General features: G+C 73.0%; 23 protein-coding genes. 13 read left to right on the forward strand and 10 right to left on the reverse strand.

Translation table 11 applies throughout. The annotated features are described in order from the left end of the window. Positions 1–49: 49 nt before the first annotated feature. Positions 50–1483 carry an adenylosuccinate lyase gene (purB, locus tag OG429_RS07505; RefSeq protein WP_328924515.1) on the forward strand — a complete coding sequence of 478 codons (1434 nt, stop codon included), beginning with the start codon at positions 50–52 and terminating at the stop codon, positions 1481–1483. Further along, entirely contained in the window at positions 1480–2028 is a 549-nt protein-coding gene (gene mug / locus OG429_RS07510; RefSeq protein WP_328930189.1) for a G/U mismatch-specific DNA glycosylase, read from the forward strand. The genes purB and mug overlap by 4 nt, the downstream gene beginning before the upstream one ends. Positions 2029–2044: 16 nt before the next feature. Here mug and OG429_RS07515 read toward each other — a convergent pair whose 3' ends face one another. From OG429_RS07515 to OG429_RS07525, 3 genes are read right to left on the reverse strand one after another with little or no spacing between them, the layout of a single operon-like run. Further along, a complete protein-coding gene (locus tag OG429_RS07515) occupies positions 2045–2482 on the reverse strand; it encodes a hypothetical protein (RefSeq protein ID WP_328924516.1) in 438 nt (145 codons plus the stop codon). A gap of 40 nt (positions 2483–2522) precedes the next feature. Further along, positions 2523–3272, reverse strand: a complete 750-nt coding sequence (locus tag OG429_RS07520) for an ABC transporter permease (protein ID WP_328924517.1) — start codon at positions 3270–3272, stop codon at positions 2523–2525. A 28-nt stretch (positions 3273–3300) separates the two neighbouring features. Further along, positions 3301–4212: an ABC transporter ATP-binding protein gene (locus tag OG429_RS07525; RefSeq protein ID WP_328924518.1), complete on the reverse strand. Its 912-nt coding sequence runs from the start codon at positions 4210–4212 to the stop codon at positions 3301–3303. A gap of 108 nt (positions 4213–4320) precedes the next feature. Between OG429_RS07525 and OG429_RS07530 the strand changes: the two genes are divergently transcribed. The 3 genes from OG429_RS07530 (at position 4321) to OG429_RS07540 (ending at position 7413) form a co-directional block, all read left to right on the forward strand. After that, on the forward strand, positions 4321–5499 hold the full coding sequence (locus tag OG429_RS07530) for a sensor histidine kinase (protein WP_328924519.1): 1179 nt from the start codon (positions 4321–4323) through the stop codon (positions 5497–5499). Between the two features lie 4 nt (positions 5500–5503). Continuing rightward, a complete protein-coding gene (locus OG429_RS07535; RefSeq protein WP_328924520.1) occupies positions 5504–6154 on the forward strand; it encodes a response regulator transcription factor in 651 nt (216 codons plus the stop codon). Positions 6155–6255: 101 nt separating this feature from the next. Beyond that, on the forward strand, positions 6256–7413 hold the full coding sequence (locus tag OG429_RS07540) for an ROK family transcriptional regulator (protein ID WP_328924521.1): 1158 nt from the start codon (positions 6256–6258) through the stop codon (positions 7411–7413). A gap of 193 nt (positions 7414–7606) precedes the next feature. Here OG429_RS07540 and OG429_RS07545 read toward each other — a convergent pair whose 3' ends face one another. Next, complete coding sequence (locus tag OG429_RS07545) at positions 7607–8377, reverse strand: GntR family transcriptional regulator (RefSeq protein ID WP_328924522.1); 771 nt, start codon at positions 8375–8377, stop codon at positions 7607–7609. 288 nt (positions 8378–8665) lie between these two features. On the opposite strand from OG429_RS07545, the gene OG429_RS07550 reads away from it, so the two are divergent. The 4 genes from OG429_RS07550 (at position 8666) to OG429_RS07565 (ending at position 14728) form a co-directional block, all read left to right on the forward strand. Next, complete coding sequence (locus tag OG429_RS07550; protein ID WP_328924523.1) at positions 8666–9520, forward strand: alpha/beta fold hydrolase; 855 nt, start codon at positions 8666–8668, stop codon at positions 9518–9520. A 169-nt stretch (positions 9521–9689) separates the two neighbouring features. After that, the gene (locus OG429_RS07555; RefSeq protein WP_328924524.1) at positions 9690–11273 is read left to right on the forward strand and encodes an alkaline phosphatase D family protein; all 1584 of its coding nucleotides are present in this window, start codon (positions 9690–9692) and stop codon (positions 11271–11273) included. 192 nt (positions 11274–11465) lie between these two features. Next, positions 11466–12887, forward strand: a complete 1422-nt coding sequence (locus OG429_RS07560) for a GNAT family N-acetyltransferase (RefSeq protein WP_328924525.1) — start codon at positions 11466–11468, stop codon at positions 12885–12887. Positions 12888–13027: 140 nt separating this feature from the next. Next, entirely contained in the window at positions 13028–14728 is a 1701-nt protein-coding gene (locus OG429_RS07565) for a DUF885 domain-containing protein (RefSeq protein WP_328924526.1), read from the forward strand. Positions 14729–14816: 88 nt separating this feature from the next. Here the strand turns inward: OG429_RS07565 and OG429_RS07570 are convergent, their stop codons facing one another. Then, positions 14817–15344, reverse strand: coding sequence for a rhodanese-like domain-containing protein (locus tag OG429_RS07570; protein WP_328924527.1), 528 nt, complete (start codon positions 15342–15344; stop codon positions 14817–14819). A 94-nt stretch (positions 15345–15438) separates the two neighbouring features. Between OG429_RS07570 and OG429_RS07575 the strand changes: the two genes are divergently transcribed. Then, on the forward strand, positions 15439–15885 hold the full coding sequence (locus tag OG429_RS07575; protein WP_328924528.1) for an Lrp/AsnC family transcriptional regulator: 447 nt from the start codon (positions 15439–15441) through the stop codon (positions 15883–15885). A gap of 28 nt (positions 15886–15913) precedes the next feature. Here OG429_RS07575 and OG429_RS07580 read toward each other — a convergent pair whose 3' ends face one another. The 3 genes from OG429_RS07580 to OG429_RS07590 all read right to left on the reverse strand — a co-directional run bounded on the left by OG429_RS07580 (position 15914) and on the right by OG429_RS07590 (position 20891). Beyond that, complete coding sequence (locus tag OG429_RS07580) at positions 15914–18925, reverse strand: SMC family ATPase (protein WP_328924529.1); 3012 nt, start codon at positions 18923–18925, stop codon at positions 15914–15916. After that, the gene (locus OG429_RS07585; protein WP_328924530.1) at positions 18922–20091 is read right to left on the reverse strand and encodes an exonuclease SbcCD subunit D; all 1170 of its coding nucleotides are present in this window, start codon (positions 20089–20091) and stop codon (positions 18922–18924) included. Before OG429_RS07585 ends, OG429_RS07580 begins: the two co-directional genes overlap by 4 nt. Positions 20092–20261: 170 nt before the next feature. After that, positions 20262–20891, reverse strand: coding sequence for a YigZ family protein (locus tag OG429_RS07590; protein ID WP_328924531.1), 630 nt, complete (start codon positions 20889–20891; stop codon positions 20262–20264). Between the two features lie 98 nt (positions 20892–20989). Between OG429_RS07590 and OG429_RS07595 the strand changes: the two genes are divergently transcribed. Further along, positions 20990–21412 carry a CoA-binding protein gene (locus OG429_RS07595; RefSeq protein WP_328924532.1) on the forward strand — a complete coding sequence of 141 codons (423 nt, stop codon included), beginning with the start codon at positions 20990–20992 and terminating at the stop codon, positions 21410–21412. Positions 21413–21510: 98 nt separating this feature from the next. Continuing rightward, complete coding sequence (locus tag OG429_RS07600; protein ID WP_328924533.1) at positions 21511–22377, forward strand: EamA family transporter; 867 nt, start codon at positions 21511–21513, stop codon at positions 22375–22377. Positions 22378–22390: 13 nt separating this feature from the next. Here the strand turns inward: OG429_RS07600 and OG429_RS07605 are convergent, their stop codons facing one another. Further along, positions 22391–23152 (reverse strand): acyltransferase, encoded by a 762-nt coding sequence (locus tag OG429_RS07605; protein ID WP_328924534.1) that lies wholly within the window; start codon positions 23150–23152, stop codon positions 22391–22393. A gap of 131 nt (positions 23153–23283) precedes the next feature. Here OG429_RS07605 and OG429_RS07610 point away from each other — a divergent pair, with 131 nt between their 5' ends. Next, positions 23284–23835 (forward strand): gamma carbonic anhydrase family protein, encoded by a 552-nt coding sequence (locus tag OG429_RS07610; protein WP_328924535.1) that lies wholly within the window; start codon positions 23284–23286, stop codon positions 23833–23835. A 31-nt stretch (positions 23836–23866) separates the two neighbouring features. Here OG429_RS07610 and OG429_RS07615 read toward each other — a convergent pair whose 3' ends face one another. Further along, positions 23867–24529, reverse strand: a complete 663-nt coding sequence (locus OG429_RS07615) for a DedA family protein (RefSeq protein ID WP_328924536.1) — start codon at positions 24527–24529, stop codon at positions 23867–23869. Between the last annotated feature and the right edge of the window lie 39 nt (positions 24530–24568).

A 24568-nucleotide genomic window follows, 5' to 3' on the forward strand; every position in this document is an offset into this window, starting at 1 on the left:
TCCCTACCTGCGTAAACGCACAGCCGCAGCCCAAGTAGAATCCCTACACGTGACTGCCAAGCCCCGCATCCCCAATGTCCTGGCCGGCCGCTACGCCTCCGCGGAGCTCGCCGTCCTGTGGTCCCCCGAGTACAAGGTGACGCTGGAGCGGCGGCTGTGGCTCGCCGTGCTGCGCGCCCAGAAGGACCTCGGTATCGAGGTCCCCGACGCGGCCCTCGCCGATTACGAGCGCGTCCTCGAAACGGTCGACCTCGCCTCCATCGCGGAGCGCGAGAAGGTTACCCGGCACGACGTGAAGGCCCGTATCGAGGAGTTCAACGCCCTCGCCGGTCACGAGCACGTCCACAAGGGCATGACTTCGCGCGACCTCACCGAGAACGTCGAGCAGCTGCAGATCCGGCTCTCGCTGGAACTGGCCCGTGACCGCACGGTCGCCGTCCTGGCGCGCCTCGGCAAGCTGGCGGGCGAGCACGCCGAGCTGGTCATGGCCGGCCGCTCCCACAACGTCGCCGCGCAGGCGACCACGCTGGGCAAGCGCTTCGCGACCGCGGCCGACGAACTGCTCGTCGCCTACGACCGCCTCGAGGACCTGCTGGGCCGCTACCCGCTGCGCGGCATCAAGGGCCCGGTCGGCACCGCCCAGGACATGCTCGACCTGCTCGGCGGCGACGCGGCCAAGCTCGCCGAGCTGGAGCAGCGCATCGCCGCCCACCTCGGCTTCGCCCAGGCCTTCACCTCGGTCGGCCAGGTCTACCCGCGCTCGCTCGACTACGACGTGGTCACCGCCCTGGTGCAGCTGGCCGCCGCCCCGTCCTCGATCGCCAAGACGATCCGGCTGATGGCCGGCCACGAGCTGGTCACCGAGGGCTTCAAGCCCGGCCAGGTCGGCTCCTCCGCGATGCCGCACAAGATGAACACCCGCTCCTGTGAGCGCGTGAACGGCCTGATGGTCATCCTGCGCGGCTACGCCTCGATGACCGGCGAGCTGGCCGGCGACCAGTGGAACGAGGGCGACGTCTCCTGCTCCGTGGTCCGCCGCGTGGCCCTTCCGGACGCCTTCTTCGCCTTCGACGGCCTCCTGGAGACCTTCCTGACGGTCATGGACGAATTCGGCGCCTTCCCGGCCGTCGTCGCCCGCGAGCTGGACCGCTACCTTCCGTTCCTCGCGACCACCAAGGTCCTGATGGGCGCGGTACGGGCCGGGGTGGGCCGCGAAGCGGCCCACGAGGTCATCAAGGAGCACGCGGTGGCCTCCGCGCTCGCCATGCGCGAGCAGGGCGCCGAGCGCAATGAGCTGCTGGACAAGCTGGCCGCCGACGAGCGGATGCCGCTGGACCGCTCCCAGCTCGACGCCCTGATGGCCGACAAGCTGTCCTTCACCGGCGCCGCGGGTGACCAGGTCGCGGCGGTGGTCTCGCGTATCGAGGCGATCGCCAAGCAGCACCCGGAGGCCGCCGGGTACGCGCCGGGGTCGATCCTCTGACGCCCGACGAGCTGAGCGCCGCCCGCGACCGCGTCCTCCCGGACGTGGTCGCGGGCGGTCTGCGTGTGCTCTTCTGCGGCATCAACCCAGGTCTCCTCTCCGCCGCCACGGGCCACCACTTCGCCCGCCCCGGCAACCGTTTCTGGCCCGTCCTGCACCTGTCGGGCTTCACTCCGCGGCGCCTGGCCCCCGCGGAGCAGGAAGAGCTGCTGACCTACCGTCTCGGCATCACCAATGTCGTGGCCCGCGCCACGGCCCGCGCCGACGAGCTGAGCGCCGAGGAGTTCCGCGAGGGCGGCCGAATTCTGACGGCCAAGGTGGAACTGCTGCGCCCCCAGTGGCTGGCGGTCGTCGGCGTGACCGCCTACCGCACCGCCTTCGGCGAGCGCAAGGCTCAGATCGGCCCCCAGGACCGGACCATCGGCTCGACCCGCGTCTGGGCCCTCCCCAACCCCAGCGGCCTCAACGCCCACTGGACCGCCGAGTCCATGGCCCAGGAGTACGCCCGCCTCCGCGCGGTGGCCGAGTCTTCCGACGGACCCTAAGCGGCCTCGGCCCGCCTCACGGCGGGTCGATCACGGTGACCCCTGCCATCAGCAGGTAGGGGTCCTCGCTGTCCCACTGCGCCACGTAGGCCACCAGCCACCGCTCCTCGGCCCGCCACAAGTGCACGTGGTCGGTGGTGCTGCTCACCTCGTCCCACGGCTCCGGTATCTCCTCCCCGTCGAACCCCCGGTCCAGCAGCGACCCGACGCTGAAGACCTGCTGCTCCCCCCACCGGTCGGCCAGGGCCTGGGTGAGCGCTCCGTACTCGGCTGCGATCTGGCCGGCCGCCTCGGCCCGGCCCGATCCGTCGTCGTCCCAGAAATCCCGCGTCCGGCTCAGCTGGACGAGGTGGTAACCCGGGCCGCTGCCCTGCCCGCCGGACCGGACCGGCTCGGGCGGGAACTCCTTCGCCCTGAGCCGGTCGATCGTGTCGAGATGCTCTGCCGTGGTCATACCGTCAGTATCCCGACCCCCACTGACAACTGGCCCGGCGTCACGCGTCCCGTCGCCGCATCGCGATCCACCCGGCGACCAGCGTGACCACCGCCCAGAGCGCCATCACGCCCAGACCGGTCCACGGCCCGAGGTCACCGTGCGCCTCCGTCCGCAGCACCATCTGCCCGGCGCGGTCCGGCATGTACTGCCCGATTCCGCTCGCCGCACCGGAGACGACGAAGGAGACCAGCAGGACGAACGGTATGAGGATGCTCAGCACAGCCGTCCCGCTGCGCAGCACCGCCGTCAGGCCGGCGGCGAACAGCGTCATCAGGGTCAGGTAGAGGCCACAGCCGACGACCGCCCGTACGGTGCCCGGGGCGCCCGGTTCGAGGGCGTACGGGCCCATGAACGCCTGGCCGCCCAGGAAGGTCAGGAGACCGGTGATCTGACCCATGACGAGGGCGAGTCCGCCGACGATCGAGATCTTCGACAGATAGAACCGGGTGCGGTCGGGTACGGCGGCGAGGCTCGTGCGCAGGCCTCCGTTGTGGAACTCGGCGGAGAAGGCGCTCGCGCCGAAGGCGATGGCCGCTATCTGCCCGAAGTTGAGTCCGTAGAAGGCGGCGAGCAGCGGATCGTCTCCCATGCTGCCTTCCTCGGCCGTTCCTATCAGCGCGGCCGTGAGCGTCTGTATCCCCGCAGTGGCGACGAGGACGGATATGAACGACCCGAGGGTGCCCCGAAGGGACCGGATCTTGATCCATTCCGAGTGCAGGACGGGGATCGTGGGCAGAGCGGCGCGCATGGCGGTGCCTCCTTGAAAGTGGGGACGGTCAGTGGGTCGCGGCGAACTGGGCATGGCCGGCGGTGAGATCGAGATACGCCTGCTCCAGCGAGGCGCGCTCGTCGGAGAGCTCCAGCACGGGAACGCCCTCCCGGGCGGCCATGGCGCCGACCTGCTCCGCCTGTATGCCCTCGACGGTCCAGCGCCCGCCGTCGGCGCTCACCAGCTCGAAGCCCTCCCGGGCGAGGGCGGCCCGCAGCCGTGCCGGGTCCGAGGTGCGCACCCGTACCCGGGGGGTGCTGCGGGCGGCGATGAACTCCTCCATCGCGGTGTCGGCCAGCAGCTTGCCCCGGCCCAGCACGACGAGGTGGTCGGCCAGAGCAGCGGTCTCGGACATGAGGTGGCTGGAGACCAGGACGGTCCGTCCCTCGGCGGCGAGTGAGCGCATCAGCTCGCGGATCCAGATGATGCCTTCGGGGTCCAGCCCGTTGGTCGGCTCGTCCAGCAGCACGACTCCGGGATCGCCCAGCAGCGCCGCGGCGATCCCGAGCCGCTGGCGCATGCCCAGCGAGAACTTCTTGACCCGGCGCCTGGCCGCCGAGGCTATCCCGGCCTGTTCCAGCACCTCTTCCACCCGGCGCATCGGGATCCGGTTGGTGGCCGCGAGGAAACGCAAGTGGTCCCGGGCGGTGCGCCCGCCGTGGATCGACTGCGGGTCCAGGAGTGCGCCCACCCGGTGCAACGGGTCGGTGAAGCCGGTGTACCGCCGCCCTCCGATGGTGGCCGTCCCGGAGGTCGGCCGGTCCAGCCCCAGCAGCAGACGCATCGTCGTGGACTTGCCGGCGCCGTTGGGTCCCAGGAATCCGGTTACCCGGCCGGGCAGAACATCGAACGTAAGGTGGTCCACGGCACGGGTGCCGTCGTATTCCCTGGTCAGTTCCCGGATCTCGATGCTGTTCATGACTCAAGACTCGCCGCCGGGCCCACCCCCTTCCCTCCCCCACGTGGGGGGTTCGTCTCCCCCGCACGGGGGAGACGGTGGCCGTGGTCCGACTGCCAGGATGAGGACATGTACCGATTGCTTCGTGCGCCCCTCCGCGGGATCACGTACACCCGCTGGCTGCATCTGCTGGTCCCGATCCTGATCGTGTCCATCTGGCTCTACATAAAGCCCACATGGCCTTGGATGCCCGCTCTGATCGTCGCGCCGTTCGGGCTCATCCCGTGGGTGCGGCTGGCCGAGGGGTTGCAGGCGCAGTTCCTGCTGACCCCGCACGAGCGCGGCGACCGCGACGGATCCATCAGCGTCATGCCGTCGGCCCGATGGGGGGACCGCTGGCGGACGGTCGCCTGGCTGGAGATACGGCTCCTGCTCGCGGGGGTGGCGATGCTGGCCACCGTGTGGCTCCCGGTCATGACGCTGGAGCTCGTCCTCACCGGGGCGGGGAAGTCCCTTGGCGGGGATGGTGCGATGCTGCCCTTCGTCCCGCCGCGCTGGGCCGCTCTGCTGCTCGTTCCCGTACCGCTGCTCCTGCTGCTGGCCGTGGTGGTCCTGCTCGGCGAAGCCGTCACGGCGGTCGCAACCAGACTGCTGGGGCCTTCGGCGGCGGAACGGCTGACGGCGCTGGAGGCGCGTACCGAGCAGCTGCTGGAACGGACGCGGATCGCGAGGGAGTTGCACGACTCCATCGGGCACGCGCTCACCGTCGCGGTGATCCAGGCGGGGGCGGCCAGGGCGGCGGGGAACCCGGAGTTCACCGACCGCGCTCTCAGCGCGATCGAGGAGACCGGCCGGGCCGCGCTGGAGGATCTCGAACGGGTACTGCTGGTGCTCCGGGAGTCCGCACAGCCACCCTCGCAGCGGCCCACCCTGGCCGACGCGGACCGGTTGTTGAACTCGGCGCGGGCCTCCGGATCCTCGGTCGACGCCGAACTGTCGGGTCCACTGGAGCAGTTGCCCGGCCCCGTCACGCGCGAGGGGTACCGGATCCTGCAGGAGGCTCTGACCAATGTGCTGCGGCACTGCGGCCCGGTGCCGGTCCGGGTGCGGATCGAGGCGGCCGTGGGGCGGCTGGATCTGGAGGTGGTCAATCCGCTGCCTGACGGTCCCGCGCTGATGACGGGCACGGGCAGCGGGCTGCGCGGGATGCGGGAGCGTGCCGCGTTGCTGGGAGGCGAGGCCGAGACCGGTCCGCACGAGGGCAGTTGGAGGGTGCGCGCGCGGCTTCCGCTGGAGCGAATACGCTGACCGGATGCCGGTTACCGTACTGCTCGTCGATGACGAACCCCTGGTGCGCGCGGGTCTGCGCGCCGTCCTGGAGTCCCAGCCCGACATCGAAGTGGTGGGTGAGGCGGCCGACGGGGCCTCGGTCGTCCCGCTCGTGCGGCAACTGCGGCCCGACGTGGTGGCGATGGATGTGCGGATGCCGCTGCTCGACGGGATCGAGGCGACGCGGACGGTCCTGCGGACGGTGGACTCGCCGCCGAAGATCCTCGTGGTGACCACCTTCGAGAACGACGAGTACGTCTACGAGGCGCTGCGGGCCGGTGCGGACGGGTTCCTGCTCAAGCGGGCGCGGCCTTCGGAGATCGTGCACGCGGTGCGGCTGGTGGCGGAGGGCGAGACGCTGCTCTTCCCGGCCGCCGTGCGGGCGCTGGCCGCGCAGTACGGCAATCGGAAGGCCCGGGCGGCGCTGGAGCAGGCTGCCCTGACCGAGCGGGAGGAATCGGTGCTGCGGCTCATGGCCCGGGGGCTGACCAACGTGGAGATCGCGCGCGAGCTGATCATCGGCGTCGAGACGGTGAAGTCACATGTCAGCGCGGTCCTGACGAAGCTGGGGGCGCGGGACCGGACCCAGGCGGTGATCACGGCGTACGAGTCGGGGTTCGTCGCCCCGGCCTGAGGGGAGCGGCTGCTTCCGGCCGATGGGGGGCTGCTTATCGCCGTCCCGGCGGGTGGGCAGTACGATCCGGCTGACAGGCTCGCCAGCTGGGAGGACACACGTTGGGGCAGCTGACCGGCGGGGACCCTTCTCTGCTCCGGCGGATCAATTCAGCCGTGGTGCTCCGGGCACTGCGCGCTGCCGAATCGCCGACCCTCACCGATCTCACACGGGTGACCGGGCTCTCCCGGCCGACCGTCGAAGGGGTCGTCGAGGGGCTCATGGGGACCGGACTCGTCGTCGAGGCCGATGCCGAGGAGGGCGCGCGACGGCAGGGGCGCCCCGCGCGCCGGTTCCGGTTCCGGGCCGAGGCGGGACACCTGCTGGGCATCGAGATCGGCTCGCACCGGATCGCGGTACTGCTGTCCGGGCTGGACGGCCGGGTCATCGGCGCCGGCACCAAGGACGTCGCGGAGGCGGCCTCGGCCGACGAGCGGCTGGAGCGGGTACGGGCGGCGGTCGCGGACCTGCTGCGCCGGGCCGGCGTGCCGCGGGACTCCCTGCGGGCGGTCGGGGTCGGCAGCCCCGGCATCGTGGAAGCGGACGGCACGGTGCGCCTCGGCACGGCGCTGCCCGGCTGGACCGGGCTGCCGCTCGGGGAACGGCTGCGGCGCTCGTTCCGCTGCCCGGTGCAGGTGGAGAACGACGCCAACGCGGCGGCGGTCGCCGAACACTGGAAGGGGGCCGCGCGGGACACCGACGACATGGTGTTCGTGATGGCGGGGCTCAGTCCGGGCGCGGGCTCGCTGATCGGCGGACGGCTGCACCGGGGCTTCGGCGGCGCGGCGGGCGAGATCGGCGCGCTGCATCTGCTGGGCCGGGAGGCCACCCCCGAGAAACTGCTCTCCACCACCGGCGAACCGCTGCATCCCTTGGACGAGCCGGCCGTGGCCGAGGTCTTCGCGATGGCCCGGCGGGGCGACGAGCGGGCGGTGGCCGCCGTGGAGCGGTTCATCCAGCGGCTGGTGCACGACGTGGCGGCCCTGGTCCTGGCGATGGATCCGGAGCTGGTCGTCGTCGGCGGCTGGGCGGCCGGCCTGGACGGGATCCTGGAACCCTTGCGCCAGGAGCTGGAGCGCTACTGCCTGCGCCCGCCGAGGGTGGCCCTGTCCCTCCTCGGTGAGGCCGCGGTGGCCACCGGCGCGCTGAGGCTCGCGCTGGACCACGTGGAGGAAGAGCTCTTCGCGGTGGAGAAGACAGTCACGACCCGTCGCCGCTGAGGCCACGACATGCCCGTGCGGCGCCTCGGAAGGCGCCGCACGGGATGGTTCGGAACGGCAGGGAGTGGTGCGGGAACCGAGCCTGGTCGTTCGGGAGCCGAGCGGCACAGGCCGGAGGCCGAGCGCCACAGGCAGCAAGCCGCGCCACAGGCCGGAGGCCGAGCGGCACGGCCCCGAAGCCGAGCGGTGCGGGTCAGGAAGCGACGCGCGGCTCGTCGGTGATCTCGACGTCGCCCGAGTCGCCGAAGGTCAGGCGGCACGTGTCGGCTCGGTAGGTGGCCACGGAGACGGCGGCGGTGCCCGCGGTGGTGAAGTACCGGGTGGTGACCAGGAGAACCGGGGCTCCGGGCAGGCGGTCCAGCTCCTTGGCGTCGTCGGCGCGGGCGGAGCCGAGCTCCACGGAGCGGTCCTGGCCGTCCAGGACCAGCCGCTGCAGCTCACGCAGGACGGCCCGGGCGCGCGCGGGTCCGGCCGGCGCCTCGATGGCAGGAAGTCCGGGCACGGAGTCGGCCGGGACGTAGAGCATTTCGGCGGCGACGACCTGGCCCTGGGTGACCCGGGTCCGGCGCACCGTGTGTACGGGCTGGTCGGCGGCGAAATCCCCGCCCGTGCCGAGGAGCCCCCGGACCGCCGTCGGCGGCAGACCCTCGACCGCGTCCACCGGCTCCCAGCCGTCGACGCTCTCGCCGGGCCAGCCGTGCTGCGCGCTGCCGACGGCGACACCGACGCGCGGCGGGGCGACGGTCGTACCGACGCCGCGACGCCGCTGCAGCCGGCCTTCGAGCTCGAGCTGCTCCAGCGCCTGGCGCAGGGTCGCGCGGGCAACTCCGAAGCGGGCGGCGAGTTCACGCTCGTTAGGAAGCACCTCGCCGACGGCGAAGTCCTGGTCGAGCGCCTCGCTGAGGACGGTCTTGAGGTGCCAGTACTTCGGCTCCGGCACCGTTTCGAGCTGCGTGGTCCCCACCCTGAGTCCTCCTGCCATCGCCGCACTCGCCGTGTGTTCCGGCGGCAGTTCCGCGCCTTTGTTTATTAAAGGTTCCTGCACTATCCCTGCGACGATAGGACGGTGCACCCCCTTGGTCAAGACCAATGCTCGCCCCGATGCCGGGCAGACCGGGCATATGTATCAAGCCGTTCACGGGATGTTCTCGCGCGACCCAAAGGCTTGTAGTTAAGGGCTACCAGGCGGTAATCATGGCGGCGGGAACTACTGACAGCCTGTCTCACACGCGTCCACCCGACGAGGAGCAGCATGACCGCCACGGTCTCCTTCACGATCGATTCGCCGCTGGGCCCGCGCACCGCCACCGTCTCCTACGAGCGCAAGGGCGCGGGCGAACCGCTCCTCCTGCTGCACGGCATCGGCCACCACCTCCAGGCCTGGCACCCGGTGACCGACATCCTGGCCGCCGAACACGATGTGATCGCCGTCGACCTGCCCGGTTTCGGCGCCTCGGAGCCGCTGCCCGCGGGGGTCCCGTACGACCTGGCCACCGTCACTCCGGCGCTCGGGGCGCTCTGCGCCGCACTCGGCGTCGAGCGCCCGCACGTGGCGGGCAACTCGCTCGGCGGCCTGCTCGCGCTCGACATGGGCCGCAGCGGCCTGGTCCGCTCGGTCACCGCGCTGTCCCCGGCCGGGTTCTGGACCGAGGGCGAACGCCGCTACGCCTTCGCCACCCTCCTCGCGATGCGCGCCGGCGCCAGGGCGCTGCCCCGCCCCGCGCTGGAGCGGCTCTCGCGCAGCGCCGCCGGCCGGGCCGCGCTCACCGGCACCATCTACGCCCGCCCGGCCCGGCGTTCGCCCGAGGCCGTGGTCGCCGAGACGCTCGCCCTGCGCGATGCCACCGGCTTCGAGGAGACCCTGGCCGCGGGCGGCTCCGTACGCTTCACCGACGACGTGCCCGGCCTGCCGGTCACCATCGCCTGGGGCACCCGCGACCGGCTGCTCCTGCGCCGCCAGGGCGTACGTGCCAAGCACACCCTCCCCGGCGCCCGGCTGGTCCGCCTCCCGGGCTGCGGTCACGTCCCGATGAGCGACGATCCGGCGCTGGTCTCCCGGGTGATCCTGGACACGGCCGCGAGCGCGGCGAGCCGCCTGGCCGCCTGATCGTCTGACCGCCGGGCCGCCTGATCGCCTGACCCGAGGGCGTCAACCCCGCTGCCCGTCCCAGCTGCTGACGGCTGTTCATCCGCGGTTCGCGTGACCGACGCGGCCGGGCCGGGGTGCGGCGGCACTCTGGTACGGCCCGTCCTCGCCGGCCTCTGGAGAAGCACCGATGGCATCGACACCGCACACCCGACGGACCCTCATCGGCGGTTCCCTCGCCCTGTCCTCCGCGCTGCTCGCCGCTCCGGCGCTCGCCGCTCCGGCGCTCGCCGCCCCCGCCTTCGCCCGCTCCGGCCGGCCGAACGCGCTCTGGGGCGTCCAGTGCGGCGAGATCACCGCCCACTCGGCCACCGTCTGGACCCGCGCCGACCGCCCGGCGCGGATGTACGTCGAGACCTCCCCGAGCGAGGCGTTCCGCTACGCCGTACGCCGCCACCGCGGCCCGCTGCTCGGCCCGTCCGGCGACTTCACCGGCACCACCGTCCTGCGCGACCTGCCGCCCGGGCAGCAGATCCACTACCGGGTCGTCCTGGCCGACCCCGACGACCCGCGCCGCACGGGCGAACCGGTCCACGGCACCTTCCGCACCACGCCCGCCTCCCGCCGCCATGACGTGCGCTTCCTGTGGTCGGGCGACCTGGCGGGCCAGGGCTGGGGCATCAACCCCGACCTCGGCGGCTACCGCGTGTTCGATGAAATGCGGCTGTGCGACCCCGACTTCTTCCTCTTCAGCGGGGACACGATCTACGCCGACGGGCCCATCCAGCCCTCCGTCACCCTGCGCGACGGCACCGTCTGGCGCAACGTCACCACCGAGGAGAAGTCGAAGGTCGCTGAGACCCTCGCCGAATTCCGCGGGAACTTCCGCTACAACCTGCTCGATCGCAACCTGCGCGACTTCAACGCCCAGGTCCCGGTCCTCGCCCAGTGGGACGACCACGAGGTGCGCAACAACTGGTACCCGGGCCAGCTGATCGAGGACCCCCGCTACACCGTCAAGGAAGCCGACACCCTCGCCGCCCGTGCCCGCCAGGCCTTCGGCGAGTACTTCCCCGTCACCGACCTGCGCGGGGGCCGCGCCGAGGGCCGGATGTACCGCGTGATGCGCTACGGCCCGCTGCTGGACGTCTTCGTCCTCGACATGCGCACGTACCGCAACGCCAACTCCCCTGATACCCAGACCGAGGACCCCATCGGCATCCTCGGCCCCGAGCAGCTGGCGTGGCTCAAGCGCGAGCTCTCGCGCTCGCGCGCCACCTGGAAGGTCATCGCCGCCGACATGCCGCTGGGCATCGTCGTCCCCGACGGGGCCGCGAACTTCGAGGCCGTGGCCCAGGGTGACCCCGGTGCCCCGCTGGGCCGCGAGCTCCAGATCGCCGAACTGCTCCGTCACATCAAGCACCAGCGCATCACCGGTACCGTCTGGCTCACCGCCGACGTGCACTACACCGCGGCGAACCACTACGCGCCCGAGCGTGCGGCCTTCACCGACTTCGCACCCTTCTGGGAGTTCGTCTCCGGCCCGGTCGGCGCGGGCGGCTTCCCGTCCGGGCGGCTCGACGCCACCTTCGGCCCGCAGCCGGCATACGTCCAGTCGGCGCCCCTCGCCAACATGTCGCCGTCCGAGAACCCTCCGTACTACGGTGAGGTCGACATCGACGGCGGCAGCGGCGGGCTCACCGTCCGGCTGCGGCGCCAGGGAGGCGGCGTACTCTTCACCCGGACGCTCCAGCCCGGCCGCGTGGGCCAATAGACGGCAGGACGTCGGCGGCCGGCAGAAGCGGCGCCCCACCCGGCCTCCCTGCCTCTCGGTCTTCCGGTCTTCCGACCTCCCGGGCACGGGAAATAGCCGGGAAAACTGGGTGAAATCGGCCAGATGGATACTTAACCAATCGGTCACAGATCGTTCGTGATCACGCAACACCCCTGAGCCACAGTGGTGTGCATGACTGAACGTAACCTTGCCTCTGCCCAGCGTCCCCACCGCCACCACTGGCGCCGCGACGTCGTCGAGCTCGCCGCACTCTTCTGCGCCGTCGCGGTCGCCGACGGCATCGCCAATCTCGTCGTGCACGGCCCGAGGGGCCCGGTCCTGCTGGTCGCCTCGGCCGTCGCACTCCTGGTCACCGCGGCTTTCCACACCTGGTGGGCGCGCCGCCACAGCCATGCGCCCCCGCCGGTGAGCACAGCGCCGACGGATCCGACGCCGTCCGCCGCCACCGCCGGTCCCGGCGCGAGCGCCGCCACCACCGTCCTGTGGCGGATGCGCACCACAGTCCGTGACGAGCCCGGCTCCCTGGCCGCGCTCTGCACCGCCCTCGCCCGCAACGCCGTCGACATCCTGACCCTCCAGACGCACCCGCTCCCCGAGGGCGGCACCGTCGACGAGTTCCTGCTGCGCGCCCCGCACCAGCTGCCCTCCGCCGAGCTCACCCGCGCCATCGCCCAGGCCGGCGGCCGCAGCACGTGGATCGAGCGCGCTGACGCGCACGACCTGGTCGATACCCCGACCCGGGTCCTGGGCCTCGCCACCCGCACCGCCCTGGACACCGCCGAACTCCCGCTCTCGCTGCGCCAGCTGCTGGGCCGCTGCACGATCCACTCGATCCCGGCGACCACGCTCTCCGGCCGTCCCAACGCCGGCGCCGACGCCCCGGTCGAGGGGGTGCTTGAGGCCACGGTCATGCGGCTGCGCGACCCCTCTGGCGGCGCGATCACCGTGGAGCGGCCCTACCTGCCCTTCACCCCGACCGAGTTCGCCCGCGCCCGCGCCCTGGTCGAGCTCGACGCCCGGCTCGGCCCCCGTGTGCCGCGCAGCCAGGACGTGCTGACCCTGCCCGAGGGCAACGAGATCACCGTGCGCCGCGCCGACGGATCCGACCAGGCGGCGGCCCGCGCGATGCACGACCGCTGCTCCGAGCGCACTCTCGGTCTGCGCTACCACGGCCCCGTCGCCGACGCCGACCGCTACCTCGGCCACCTGCTGAGCCCGCGCTTCGGCCGCACCCTCGCCGCCACCACCGCCTCCGGCAGGCTCGTCGCCCTCGGCCACCTGCTGTGGGACGGGGACGAGACCGAGGTCGCGCTGCTGATCGAGGACGACTGGCAGCGCCGCGGCATCGGCTCCGAGCTGCTGCGACGGCTCGTCGCGATGGCCGTCGAGGCCGGCTGCGACAGCGTCTACGCCGTCACGCAGGCCTCCAACACCGCGATGGTCGCCGCCATGCGCGGCCTCGGCCTGCCCCTCGACTACCAGATCGAGGAGGGCACGCTGGTGATCACCGCCCGGCTGGACGCCACCCCGGGCAGCTCCCGGCTCCCGTACGACCTCCCCCGCGCGCAGCAGGCCCCGCGCCACCAGCGCTGACCGGGCCCCCGGCCGCACCCGGTCCCCCTCGCCCGCACCGGGGCGGACCGGGTCGTCGGAGGTCACGGCTCCGCATATACGTCAGCAGGCTGGCGCCAAACGGTGATGACATGGCCCCTCTCGCGTACGAAGATGGCGGCATGTCAGAGATCTTCCACAACGGCAGCGACCGGCTGCCCCGCCAGGTGGCCGACGCGTACGTCGACGACCTCATCACCCTCGACCCGATCACCGGTACGTACCTGGGTGTCGCCGCGAGTTCCGGCAAGCTCCCGGACTTCTCCCCGGCCGGCCGCGCGGCCGTCGCCGATCTCGCCCGCACCACCCTCGCCCGCCTCGACGCCGCGGAGCGGCTGCCCGGCGCCGACAGCGACCCCGAGCGCCGCTGCGCCCGCCTGCTGCGCGAACGCCTCACCGCCGAACTCGCGGTCCACGAGGCCGACGAGGACCTGTGCGCGGTCAGCAACATCCACAGCCCCGCGCACTCCATCCGCGAGGTCTTCACCCTCACCCCCGCCGACACCGACGAGGACTGGGCGGCGATCGCCGAGCGGCTGCGCGCCGTCCCGGCCGCCCTCGACGGTTACCGCGAGAGCCTGAGCCTCGGTCTGGACCGCGGCCTGTACGGCGGTCCGCGCGCCACCACCACCATGATCGGCCAGCTCGCCACCTGGGCCGGCCAGGACGCCGACGAACCCGCCTTCTTCACGGACTTCGCCTCCGGCGGCCCGGACGCCCTGCGCGCCGAGCTGGACGAGGCGGCCGCGGCCGCGACCGGCGCCGTCGCCGAACTGCACGACTGGATGAGCACGGTGTACGCCCCGGCCGTCGCGGGCCGGCCGGACACCGTGGGCCGCGAGCGCTACGCCCGCTGGTCGCGGTACTTCAACGGCAGTGACCTGGACCTGGACGAGGCGTACGCCTACGGCTGGTCGGAGTACCACCGCCTGCTGGCCGAGATGAAGGCCGAGGCAGCCAAGATCCTGCCGGGCGCCGGGCCCTGGGAGGCGCTGAGGCACCTCGACGAGCACGGCACCCACATCGAGGGCGTGGACGAGGTCCAGGCCTGGCTGCAGGGCATCATGGACGAGGCCATCGAGAACCTCGACGGCACCCACTTCGAACTCGCCGAGCGGGTCCGCAAGGTGGAGTCCCGCATCGCCCCTCCGGGCGGCGCCGCGGCCCCGTACTACACCTCCCCTTCGGAGGACTTCTCCCGCCCGGGCCGCACCTGGCTGCCCACCATGGGCCAGACCCGTTTCCCCGTGTACGACCTGGTCTCCACCTGGTACCACGAGGGCGTTCCGGGCCACCACCTCCAGCTCGCTCAGTGGACGCACGTCGCGGACCAGCTCTCCCGCTACCAGGCCAGCGTCGGCCTCGTCAGCGCCAACGCCGAGGGCTGGGCGCTGTACGCGGAGCGGCTGATGGACGAGCTCGGCTACCTCAAGGACGCCGAGCAGCGCCTGGGCTACCTGGACTGCCAGATGATGCGCGCCGCGCGGGTCATCGTGGACATCGGCATGCACCTGGGTCTGGAGATCCCGGCGGACTCGCCGTTCCACCCGGGCGAGACGTGGACGCCCGATCTCGCGCAGGAGTTCTTCGGCCTGCACAGCGGCCGGCCCGCGGACTTCGTGGTGAGCGAGCTGACCCGCTACCTGTCGATGCCGGGACAGGCGATCGGGTACAAGCTGGGCGAGCGCGCCTGGCTGCTGGGCCGGGAGAACGCCCGGGCCGCGCACGGCGACTCCTTCGACCTGAAGGCCTGGCACATGGCGGCGCTGTCGCAGGGTTCGCTGGGGCTGGACGACCTGGTGGACGAGCTGTCGAGGCTCTGATCCAGGACACGGAACGGGCCGCCCGCCGCCTGCCGCCGAGCGGCGGTCAGCGGGGAGCGGCCCGTTCCGTGCTTCCGTCCGTCCACGGTCAGCAGCCGCAGTCGTCCGAGCCGGTGGGGGCGGTCAGCGGGTCGGCCTCGGCGCGCTGCTGGCTGCCCTGCCAGGTCTCGACCTCGAAACCCTCGCGGATCCAGTACTCGATGCCGCCGAGCATCTCCTTGACCTGGAAGCCGAGTTCGGCCAGGGCCAGCGCGGAGCGGGCCCCGCCGTTGCAGCCGGGACCCCAGCAGTACGTCACCACGGGGATGTTCTTGTCGAGGAGCCGCTCGGCCTGCTCGGGGATGAGGGCGGTGGGCAGGTGGACGGCGCCGGGTACGTGGGCCTGGTCCCAGGAGGGCGTGGAGCGGGAGTCGATCAGCTGGAAGCCGAGTTCGGCGCCCTGCTCGCGGTGGGCCTTGAAGGCGGCGGCGACGTCCGACACGTCCGCGTGGAAGGCCAGGCTGGCCGCGAAGTAGGCGGCGGCCGCGGCCGGAGCGGCCGGCGGTACCCGCAGCACGGGGTTGGCGGAGGCGGGGGCGGGGGCGGTCACGGTCGCGGTGCTCCGGGTCGTCGTCATGGCCAAAAATCTACGATCTGTTGATCATCTCCGGAAGTGGTTTTCCCCGGCCTTTCCCTTGCCCGACCGGGGAATCCCCTGTTAAACCTGCCAGATGACCGACTATTCCCCTGACGCCACCGACTGGCGGATCCTCGAAGCCCTCCAGCGGGACGGCCGGGCCAGTTTCACCGAGCTCGCCCGCTCCGTGTCGATGTCCGCGAGCGCCGTCACCGAGCGCGTCCGACGCCTGGAGGAGACCGGCATCATCACCGGCTACACGGCGGTCGTGGACCCGGAGAAGCTCGGGAAGTCGATCCTCGCGCTGGTCCGGCTGCGCTATCCGCACGGCAACTACAAGCCGTTCCACGACTTCCTCGACGCGACTTCCGAGATCCTCGAAGCCCATCACGTCACCGGTGACGACTGCTTCGTGCTGAAGGTCGCCGCCCGCTCGATGGCGCACCTGGAGGAGATCACTGGCCGGATCGCGGGCCTCGGCCCGGTGACCACGAGCATCGTGTACTCGTCCCCGCTCCCCCGGCGGCCGCTCAGCCCGTGATCTCGGTCCGTGGCCTCAGTCCGTGACCTCAGTCCGTGAGCGCCGCCGTGCGGTGGCGCACCACCGACCCCCCGCGCTTCTTGACGATCTCCAACTGGGCCTGCACCCGGGTCCGCAGGTCGGCGACGTGGCTGACGATGCCGACGCTGCGGTCCCGCTCGCGCAGCGAGTCCAGTACGTCGAGCACCTCGTCCAGCGCCTGGTCGTCGAGGCTGCCGAAGCCCTCGTCGATGAAGAGGGTGTCCAGCCGCATGCCGCCCGCCTCGTCGGTGACCACGTCGGCCAGGCCCAGCGCCAGCGCGAGCGAGGCGAAGAAGGTCTCGCCGCCCGACAGGGTCGCGGTGTCGCGCTCGCTGCCGGTCCAGGCGTCGACGACGTGCAGCCCGAGACCGGAACGGCCTCGTCCGCTCACCCGCGCGTCGGAGTGGACCAGGGTGTAGCGGCCGCCGGACATGCGCAGCAGCCGTACCGTCGCGGCGGCGGCGACCTGTTCCAGGCGGGCGGCCAGCACGTACGCCTCCAGCCGCATCTTGCGCTCGTTGTCGGCGGAGGTGCCCGCCGTGAGTCCGGCCAGCCGTGCCACCCGGTCGTAGGCATCGCGCAGCGGGCCCAGGGCGCGCAGTTCCTGCTCGGCCTGCCGGGAGAGCCGGTCGAGCTCGGCGCACCGGACGCGGGCCGCGTCGACGGCGGATCCGGCGGTACGAAGCTTCGCCGCGGCCTGGGCCGCATACGCCTCGGCCTCCTCCGGCGCGGCCGGGGGCAGGGCTGCCGCCGCGGCCGTGTCCGCCTCGCCGAGGCGGTCCGCCAGCATGGCCTCCTCCGCCTGCCAGGCGTCCGTCCGGCGCTGGAGCGCGGTGCGTTCGTACTCCGGGAGCACCGCGTCGGCAGCGGCCCCGATGGTGTCGAAGCCGGCTTTGAAGGCAGCGTCGGCGAGCTGGTCGTCGGCCTCCTTCAGCCGGGCGGCGGTGGTCTCGGCCCGGCGCAGCGAGGCGGCGGCGGCCGAGACCATGCGGACCCGGTCCTCCAGGGTCCGGGCGCGGGCCGCGACGGTGGGCGCGTCGCCCCGTACGGCTGCGAGCTCCGCCTCCAGCGAGGCCTGTTCCCGGTCCAGGGCCTCGCGGCGCGAGACCCTGGCCGCGGCGCGCTCGGCGGCGGCGAGCCGGTCCGCACTGCGCGCCGCGTGCTCCCGCTCGGCGCGGGCGAGCTGCTCACGGGCCGCGTGCAGTCCGGCGGCCGCGGCGTGGGCGGCGGCGTGCCGGGAGCTCAGGTCCGAGGTCAGGGCGAGGAGTTCGCCGGTGGTGGCGTCCCCCGCGGCGGCCGCGGCCTCCGCGCGGGCCTCCTCCACGGCGGCGAGCCGGCGTTCGACGGCGGCCCGGGCCTCCTCGGCCCGCTCGAAGAGGCCGTGGGCGGCGTCCTCGGCGGCGCGGTCCACATGGCCGGGCGCCGGGCGGGCCGGGGCGGGGTGCTCCGCCGATCCGCACACGGTGCAGGCCTCCCCCGCCACCAGCGCCTCGGCGAGTTCGGCGGCGATCCCGCGCAGCCGGGCCTCCTTGAGCTCCAGCCAGCGCTCCCGGGCGGCCGTCGACTCCTCGCGTACGGACAGCAGTTCGCCCGCGGCGCGCTCCACGGCGGCAGCCAGCTCGTCGCGCCGGCGGGCGGCGTTCAGATGCATCCGGGCGGGTTCCAGCTTGCCGGCGAGCTGCTCGGCAAGGGTCGCGGCCTGCTGGGCGGCGTCCGCGCGCTCGTGCAGGGCGGCCCGGGTGGCCTCCCAGCGCGCCAGCCACTCGGCGGACTCCTGGTGCTGGTCCTCGGCGGCCCGGGCCTCGCGCTCGAGGTCGGCCCGCTCGCGGCCGATCTCGGCGCTGCGCTGCTCGGCCCGGCGGGCGGCGCCCAGTGCGCCGAGGTCCTCGCGCAGCCGCTGCTCGACGGCGGCCAGCTGATCGGTGCCCGCCTCCCGCAGCTGCGGCGGGAGGTCGGCCCGGGCGGCGCTCTCGGCGTGCGCGGCGGCCAGGTGCGCGGCGTTCGCCGCGCCGCGCAGTTCCAGGGCGGGAGCGACCAGAGCGCCCCGCCGGGCCCGGTCCAGGAGCGCGCGCACCCGCTCCCGGTCGGGCTCCGCCCCGGCGAGCAGGGCCGCCCGGCGGGCGGTCTCCGCGTGCCGGCGCTGGAGCCGGTCGAGTTCCCGCGCCTCCTCGGCGGCGCGGCGGGCGGCCGCGTGCCGGCCCTCGACGGCGGCCAGCGCGTACTCGGCGACGCCCAGCCGCTCCCGCGCCGAGCAGCGGGCGACGGCGGCCCAGGCGCGGATCGCCCCGGAGAGCCCCGGGTCCCCGGGCTGGTGCCGGGGCAGCGGCCAGGCCCGCAGGTCGGCGCTGTCACCGGCGGCCTGGGCGAGCCGCTGCGCGGTGTGGAGCACCCTCTCGTCCCCGGCGCGCACCTTGGCCTCGGCGGCCCGGCGGCGTTCGCCGAGCAGGGCCTCGACGGCGGCGAAACGGCGGGTGTCGAAGAGCCGGCCGAGCAGCCGGCCGCGGGCCGCCTCGTCGGCGCGCAGGAACTTCGCGAACTCCCCCTGCGGCAACAGCACCACCTGGCAGAACTGCTCGCGGCTCATGCCGAGCAGCTGCTCGATCTCCTCGCCGATCTCCTGGTGGGAGCGGCTGAGCGATTGCCAGCCCTCGCCGGTGTACTCGCGCAGCCAGCTCTGTGCCTTGTCCTTGGTGGTGCCGGTGCCGCGCTTCTTGGGCCGGTCCTGTTCGGGACGCCGGGTGATCTCCAGGCGGCGGCCGCCCGCGGTGAGTTCGAGGGTGACCTCGGTCGGGGTCCCGGCGTCCGCGTGATCGCTGCGCAGGCTGGTGCCGGGGGCCTGGCGGGGGCCGGGCACGGACCCGTAGAGGGCGTAGCAGACGGCGTCGAGGACGGAGGTCTTGCCCGCGCCGGTGGGTCCGTGGAGCAGGAAGATCCCGGCGCCGGACAGCGCGTCGAAGTCGATCTCCTGAGGCTCGGCGAAGGGGCCGAAGGCGGTGACGCCGAGCCGGTGCAGCCTCATCGGTGGGTCTCCTGACGGCTGTCGTCGGCCCGTACGTCGTCGAAGGCGCTCCGCAGGACGGCGCGCTCGGCCTCGTCCGCGTGGCCGCCGCCGCGCACGTGGGACACGAAGTCCTCGGCGATCTCCTGGTCGCTGCGGCCCTTGAGCCGCTGGGCGTAGGAGGCGCCGGTCTCCTCCTCGCGGCCCTCGGGGTCGAAGGCGAGGCTGAGGGTGTGCGGGAAGCGGGCGGCGAGCTTGGCCATGGGGTCCTCGGGGCGGACCGGGTCGGTGAGCGTGGCCTCGACCCAGGCGTCCTCGTACGCGGCGTACGCCGGGTCCGCGACCAGGTCGTCGAGGGTGCCGCGCAGCCGGGCGAGGGGCCGCGGCACGGGGGTGCCGACGCGCTCGGCGCCGGTGATCTCCCCTTCGGCGCCCAGCTCGATCAGCCACATGCTCTTGTGGTGGTCGGCCTCGGAGAAGGAGTAGGCGAGCGGGGAACCGGAGTACCGGACCCGTTCGTTGATCGTCTGACAGCCGTGGAGGTGGCCGAGTGCGGCGTAGTCCACCCCGTCGAAGACGGAGGCGGGAACGGCCTCGACCCCGCCGACGGTGATGTCGCGTTCGCTGTCGCTGGCCTGCCCGCCGGTGACGAAGGCGTGGGCGAGGACGATGGAGCGGGTGCCGGGCGCGCGGGCGGCGAGGTCGGCCCGGATCCGGTCCATGGCCGCGCCGAGCACCGCCTCGTGGCTCACCTTCTCGGCGCTGAACTCGTCCTTGACCAGGGCCGGTTCCAGGTAGGGCAGCCCGTACAGCGCCACCTCGCCGTGTACGTCGGCCAGGACCACCGGGTCGGCGCAGCCGGCCGGGTCGGTCCTGAGGTGGATCCCAGCCCGGTCGATCAGGCCGGCCCCGACCCCGAGCCGGCGAGCGGAGTCGTGGTTGCCGGAGATCATCACGGTGGGCACGCCGAGCTCGGCGAGCCGGTGCAGGGCCTGGTCGTACAGCTCGACGGCAGGCAGCGGGGGCACGGCCCGGTCGTAGATGTCCCCGGCGACGAGGACGGCGTCGACCTCGCGCTCGCGGACGGTCTCGACGAGGTGGTCGACGAAGACGGACTGGGCTCCGAGCAGGTTCACGCGGTGGAAGGACCGGCCGAGGTGCCAGTCGGAGGTGTGCAGGAACTTCACTCGACCGCTCCGACCCGCACGCTTGATCTCCTCCGTGGCTCCGCACCGACCCTCCAGGCTAACCCGTCTCCCACGGGGAGTACTGCCGTCCCGTGGTTCCCGGCCGGCCCGCCGGGCCCCGTGCGTCACAGGATCCTGGCGCCCGTGCGAAACCTCCGTGCCCGTCCGGCTCAGGCTTCGCCGTAGGCCTCGCCGCCGAGCTCGAAGCCCGCGGTCCCCGCGCTGATGTCGGCGAGCCAGGCGCGGAAGGCCGGGGCGTCCGCCTCGGGGAGCCCGATCTCGATCGAGACGGCCTCCCCGTAGCGCACGTCCAGTACCAGGCGGCCGGTGGAACGCAGGTCGTTCTGCATCTTGCCGGCGCGCTGGTGGTCGACGGTGACGGTGGCCAGCCGGTACCGGCGCCGGGTGACGGTGCCGAGCTCGTCGAGGGCCTCGCCGACGACTCCCCCGTAGGCCCGGATCAGCCCGCCGGCGCCGAGTTTCACCCCGCCGTAGTAGCGGGTGACGACGGCGACGGCGTACCGGATGTCCCGGCGCATGAGCATCTGCAGCATGGGCACCCCGGCGGTGCCGCCGGGCTCGCCGTCGTCGCTGGCCTTCTGGACGGAGGCGTCGGCTCCGATGACGTACGCGAAGCAGTTGTGCGTGGCGGTCGGGTGTTCCTTGCGGATCCGTGCGACGAACTCCTGCGCCTCCTGCTCGGTCGCGGCGGGCGCGAGCGAGCAGAGGAAGCGCGAGCGGTTGATCTCGGATTCGTGCACACCCTCGCGGGACACCGTCACGTACTGGTCTGCCTTCACCGCTCCACCCTAAGGGGAATCGGACAGGTGTCCTCGTCGTTGATCCGTCAGCGGCACGACGCCGAAGAGCGGTTCCAGAGCAGCAGGAGGCGGCACACGTGTACGGCGATCAGGCGACCATCCGCAAGATCCTCACCGAACTGGGCGACACCTGGGCCGTGGTGGGCCTCTCGAACAACCAGGACCGGGCGGCCTACGGGGTGGCCCGGGTCCTCCAGCGGTTCGGCAAGCGCGTGATCCCCGTACATCCCAAGGCGGAGACGGTGCACGGCGAGGCCGGGTACCCCTCGCTGGAGGCGATCCCCTTCAAGGTGGACGTGGTGGACGTCTTCGTGAACAGCGCGCTGGCGGGGCCGGTCGCGGACCAGGCGGCGGCCGTCGGCGCCGAGGCCGTCTGGTTCCAGCTCGGCGTGGTCGACGAGGCCGCCTTCGACCGCACCCGCGAGGCCGGGCTGGCCATGGTGATGGACCGCTGCCCGGCGATCGAGATCCCCGCGCTCCAGCCCCTGCCGTCGAAGTAGCGCCTGGCCCGCGACGGCCGGTTTGACCTCGGTGGGGGTGCTGGGGTTCTTTTGTCCGCACCCCCGCCCTTCACCGCACCGTACTGCGAGGCCTGCCCATGACCGCCCTCTTCGCCCTGGCCACAGCCGTGCTGTGGGGCCTCGCCGACTTCGGGGGCGGTTTGGTGACCCGCCGGATACCTGCGCTGACGGTGGTCGTCGTCTCGCAGGTCGTCGCCGTCGTCGTGCTCGGCGCGGTCGTGCTCGGCACCGGCGCGTGGCGGGAGGCCGGGCCGCAGCTGTGGTTCGCCGTCGGCGCCGGCCTGGTCGGGCCGGTCGCCATGCTCAGCTTCTACAAGGCACTGGCCCTCGGCCCGATGAGCGTGGTCTCACCGCTCGGCTCCCTCGGGGTCGTCGTGCCGGTCGCCGCCGGACTGATCCTCGGCGAGCGGCCCGGCCTCGGCCAGTTCGCGGGCATCGCGGTGGCCGTCGTCGGCATCGTCCTCCCGGGCGGCCCGGAGCTGCGCGGTGCGCCCGTCCAGCGCCAGGCCGTCGTTCTCACCCTGGTAGCCGCCTTCGGCTTCGGCGCGGTGATGGCCCTGATCGCACAGGCCTCCACCACCCTGACCGGGCTGTTCCTGGCGCTGTTCGTGCAGCGGGTCACCAATGTCGCGGTGGGCGGCGGCGCCCTGTGGGTCCGGACCCGGCGCGGCACCCCGGCGCTCCCGGCGGGCACCGGCCCGCGGATCCTGTGGGGGCTGCTGCCCGCACTGGCCTTCGTCGGCCTCGCCGACGTCGCGGCGAACGGCACCTACTCCGCGGCCGCCCAGAGCGGTCCGGTCACCACGGCCGCCGTACTGTCCTCGCTGTACCCGTTGATCACCGCGCTCGCGGCCTTCGCCGTACTGAAGGAGCGCCTGCGCCCCATCCAGGCGGCGGGCGCCGGCCTGGCCCTGGCGGGCACGGTCCTGCTGGCGGCGGGCTGAGAGCCCGGAAGGTTCAGGACTGCTCCGCCTCGGCCAGCTCCGCCTCAGCCAGCTCCGCCAGCCCGCGCAGCTGCTCCGGGGTCATCCCGTCGGGGATCGGTACGGGCGCCGGAGTGCGCAGCGGCGGCTGCCAGCCGGTCTCCGGCTCCCAGCGCCGCACGACGCGCGCGGGCGCCCCGGCCACCACGGCGTGGTCGGGCACCTCGCCCCGTACGACGGCCCCCGCGGCCACCACGACGTTGCGGCCCAGCCGTGCGCCCGGCAGGACGACCGCACCCGTACCGAGCCAGCAGCCGGGACCGATCTCGACCGGCGCGCTGCGCGGCCACTGTTTGCCGACGGGCTGGTGCGGGTCGTCGTAGCTGTGGTTCGTGGACGTGATGTACACGCCGGGGCCGCAGAAGGTGTCGTCCCCGATGGTGATCCGGGCGTCGGCGATGACGTGGCTGTCGCGGCCGATGACCACCCCGTTGCCGAGGACCAGCATCGGCTCCGTACCGAGGTCGAGGTCCGGCATCATCCCGGCGGTGAGGGTGACCTGCTCGCCGATGATGCAGTAGTCGCCGAGCCGGATCCAGGGTTCGCCGAAGACCGTGCCCTGCGGGAAGGCGAGCCGGGTGCCGTGGCCGATCGCGCCGAACCGCAGCCGTCCCGGAGTCTGCGCGGTGACCGCACCGGCCCGCTGCATCCAGCGCCAGCCCGCGTGGACCGCGCGGCTCGCCAGCCGGCGGCGCAGGACCGTCAGAGATGAGAACGTGTTCTGGTTCTTCGGCACCCGGCCACGGTAGTGCGCCGGGCTCCGGTCGGCCCGGCCGCGATCCTGTGATCTTCACCCCATCTCCGGGCGGGCCCGGCCCGTGCCCTACGGTGCCGGTAGCGCGGCATCCGGAAACAGAGGGAATGATCATGACGCAGCAGTCGACGCAGGGGCAGGCACTCATCGCGGGCGTGGGCGGCAAGCAGCCGTCCGTGGACCCGACGGCCTTCACCGCACCCACCTCCGTCGTGGTCGGCGACGTCACCCTGGCCGCCGGCGCGAGCATCTGGTACTCGGCGGTGCTGCGCGCCGACTGCGGTCCGATCACGCTCGGTGCCGACAGCAACGTGCAGGACAACTGCACGGTCCACGTGGACCCCGGCTTCCCGGTCTCGATCGGCGAGCGCGTCTCCATCGGCCACAACGCCGTCGTGCACGGCTGCACCGTCGAGGACGACTGCCTGATCGGCATGGGCGCGACCGTCCTGAACGGCGCGGTGATCGGAGCCGGCTCGCTGGTGGCCGCCCAGGCACTGGTCCCGCAGGGCATGGTCGTCCCGCCCGGCTCCCTGGTCGCGGGCATCCCGGCCAAGGTGCGGCGCGAGCTGACCAAGGAGGAGCGCGAGGGCATCACGGTCAACGCCGCCATGTACGTGGAACTGGCCGAGCAGCACCGCGCCTCGGTGACCCCGGACCTCTAGGCCGGGTCAGGCCGGGTCCGGGGCGGGCGGGCTATTCGGCGACGGCCACCGGGGCGGCCGGCTCCACCGGGGCGGCCGCCGCGGCGGCCGCGGCCGCCTTCTTCATACGGCTGCGCACCACCACTGTCACCGCGATCCCGAACAGCACGGCGAGGCCCAGAGCCAGCCACGAGAACCGCTTCAGCCACGGCTCGGCGACGATCCCGACCGAGTAGATGACGGCCGTGGTGCCGCCCGCCCAGAGGATCCCGCCGAGGATGTTCGCGATCAGGAACCGCCAGTACGGCATGCGCAGCACGCCCGCGAGCGGCCCCGCGAAGATCCGCAGCAGCGCCACGAACCGCCCGAAGAAGACGGCCCACATGCCCCAGCGCTCGAAGGAGCGTTCCGCCACGGCCACGTGCTCCGGCCCGAAGTGCTTGGGGAAGCGCCTGCCCAGCTTCTCCAGCAGCGGTTTGCCGCCCCTGCGCCCGATCGCGTAGCCGATCGAGTCGCCCACGATCGCCCCGGTGGTCGCGCAGATACCCAGCACGACGGGGTCGATCTCACCGTGCTGCGAGGCCAGCAGCGCAGAGCTGACCAGGATGATCTCGCCCGGCAGTGGGATGCCGAGGCTTTCCAGCCCGATGACCAGACCCACCAGGAGATAGATGCTGACCGCCGGAATCGTCTCCAGCCATTCCTGGATGTGCACCGGTACGTCCTCCCGTGTCGTCCCCGGCGCGCCCCCTGT

Origin of the sequence: Streptomyces sp. NBC_00190, assembly GCF_036203305.1 — a bacterium.
Lineage (GTDB): Bacteria > Actinomycetota > Actinomycetes > Streptomycetales > Streptomycetaceae > Streptomyces.

What these genes read in the sequence shown, in the direction of transcription:
- OG429_RS07575 (WP_328924528.1), top strand. Translation starts at nt 15,439, where the DNA reads ATGACCGACTATTCCCCTGACGCCACCGACTGGCGGATCCTCGAAGCC.
- OG429_RS07600 (WP_328924533.1), top strand. Translation starts at nt 21,511, where the DNA reads ATGACCGCCCTCTTCGCCCTGGCCACAGCCGTGCTGTGGGGCCTCGCC.
- OG429_RS07535 (WP_328924520.1), top strand. Translation starts at nt 5,504, where the DNA reads ATGCCGGTTACCGTACTGCTCGTCGATGACGAACCCCTGGTGCGCGCG.
- OG429_RS07530 (WP_328924519.1), top strand. Translation starts at nt 4,321, where the DNA reads ATGTACCGATTGCTTCGTGCGCCCCTCCGCGGGATCACGTACACCCGC.
- OG429_RS07580 (WP_328924529.1), bottom strand. Translation starts at nt 18,925, where the DNA reads ATGAGGCTGCACCGGCTCGGCGTCACCGCCTTCGGCCCCTTCGCCGAG.
- OG429_RS07570 (WP_328924527.1), bottom strand. Translation starts at nt 15,344, where the DNA reads ATGACGACGACCCGGAGCACCGCGACCGTGACCGCCCCCGCCCCCGCC.
- OG429_RS07610 (WP_328924535.1), top strand. Translation starts at nt 23,284, where the DNA reads ATGACGCAGCAGTCGACGCAGGGGCAGGCACTCATCGCGGGCGTGGGC.
- OG429_RS07565 (WP_328924526.1), top strand. Translation starts at nt 13,028, where the DNA reads ATGTCAGAGATCTTCCACAACGGCAGCGACCGGCTGCCCCGCCAGGTG.
- OG429_RS07515 (WP_328924516.1), bottom strand. Translation starts at nt 2,482, where the DNA reads ATGACCACGGCAGAGCATCTCGACACGATCGACCGGCTCAGGGCGAAG.
- OG429_RS07560 (WP_328924525.1), top strand. Translation starts at nt 11,466, where the DNA reads ATGACTGAACGTAACCTTGCCTCTGCCCAGCGTCCCCACCGCCACCAC.
- OG429_RS07555 (WP_328924524.1), top strand. Translation starts at nt 9,690, where the DNA reads ATGGCATCGACACCGCACACCCGACGGACCCTCATCGGCGGTTCCCTC.
- OG429_RS07520 (WP_328924517.1), bottom strand. Translation starts at nt 3,272, where the DNA reads ATGCGCGCCGCTCTGCCCACGATCCCCGTCCTGCACTCGGAATGGATC.
- OG429_RS07550 (WP_328924523.1), top strand. Translation starts at nt 8,666, where the DNA reads ATGACCGCCACGGTCTCCTTCACGATCGATTCGCCGCTGGGCCCGCGC.
- OG429_RS07525 (WP_328924518.1), bottom strand. Translation starts at nt 4,212, where the DNA reads ATGAACAGCATCGAGATCCGGGAACTGACCAGGGAATACGACGGCACC.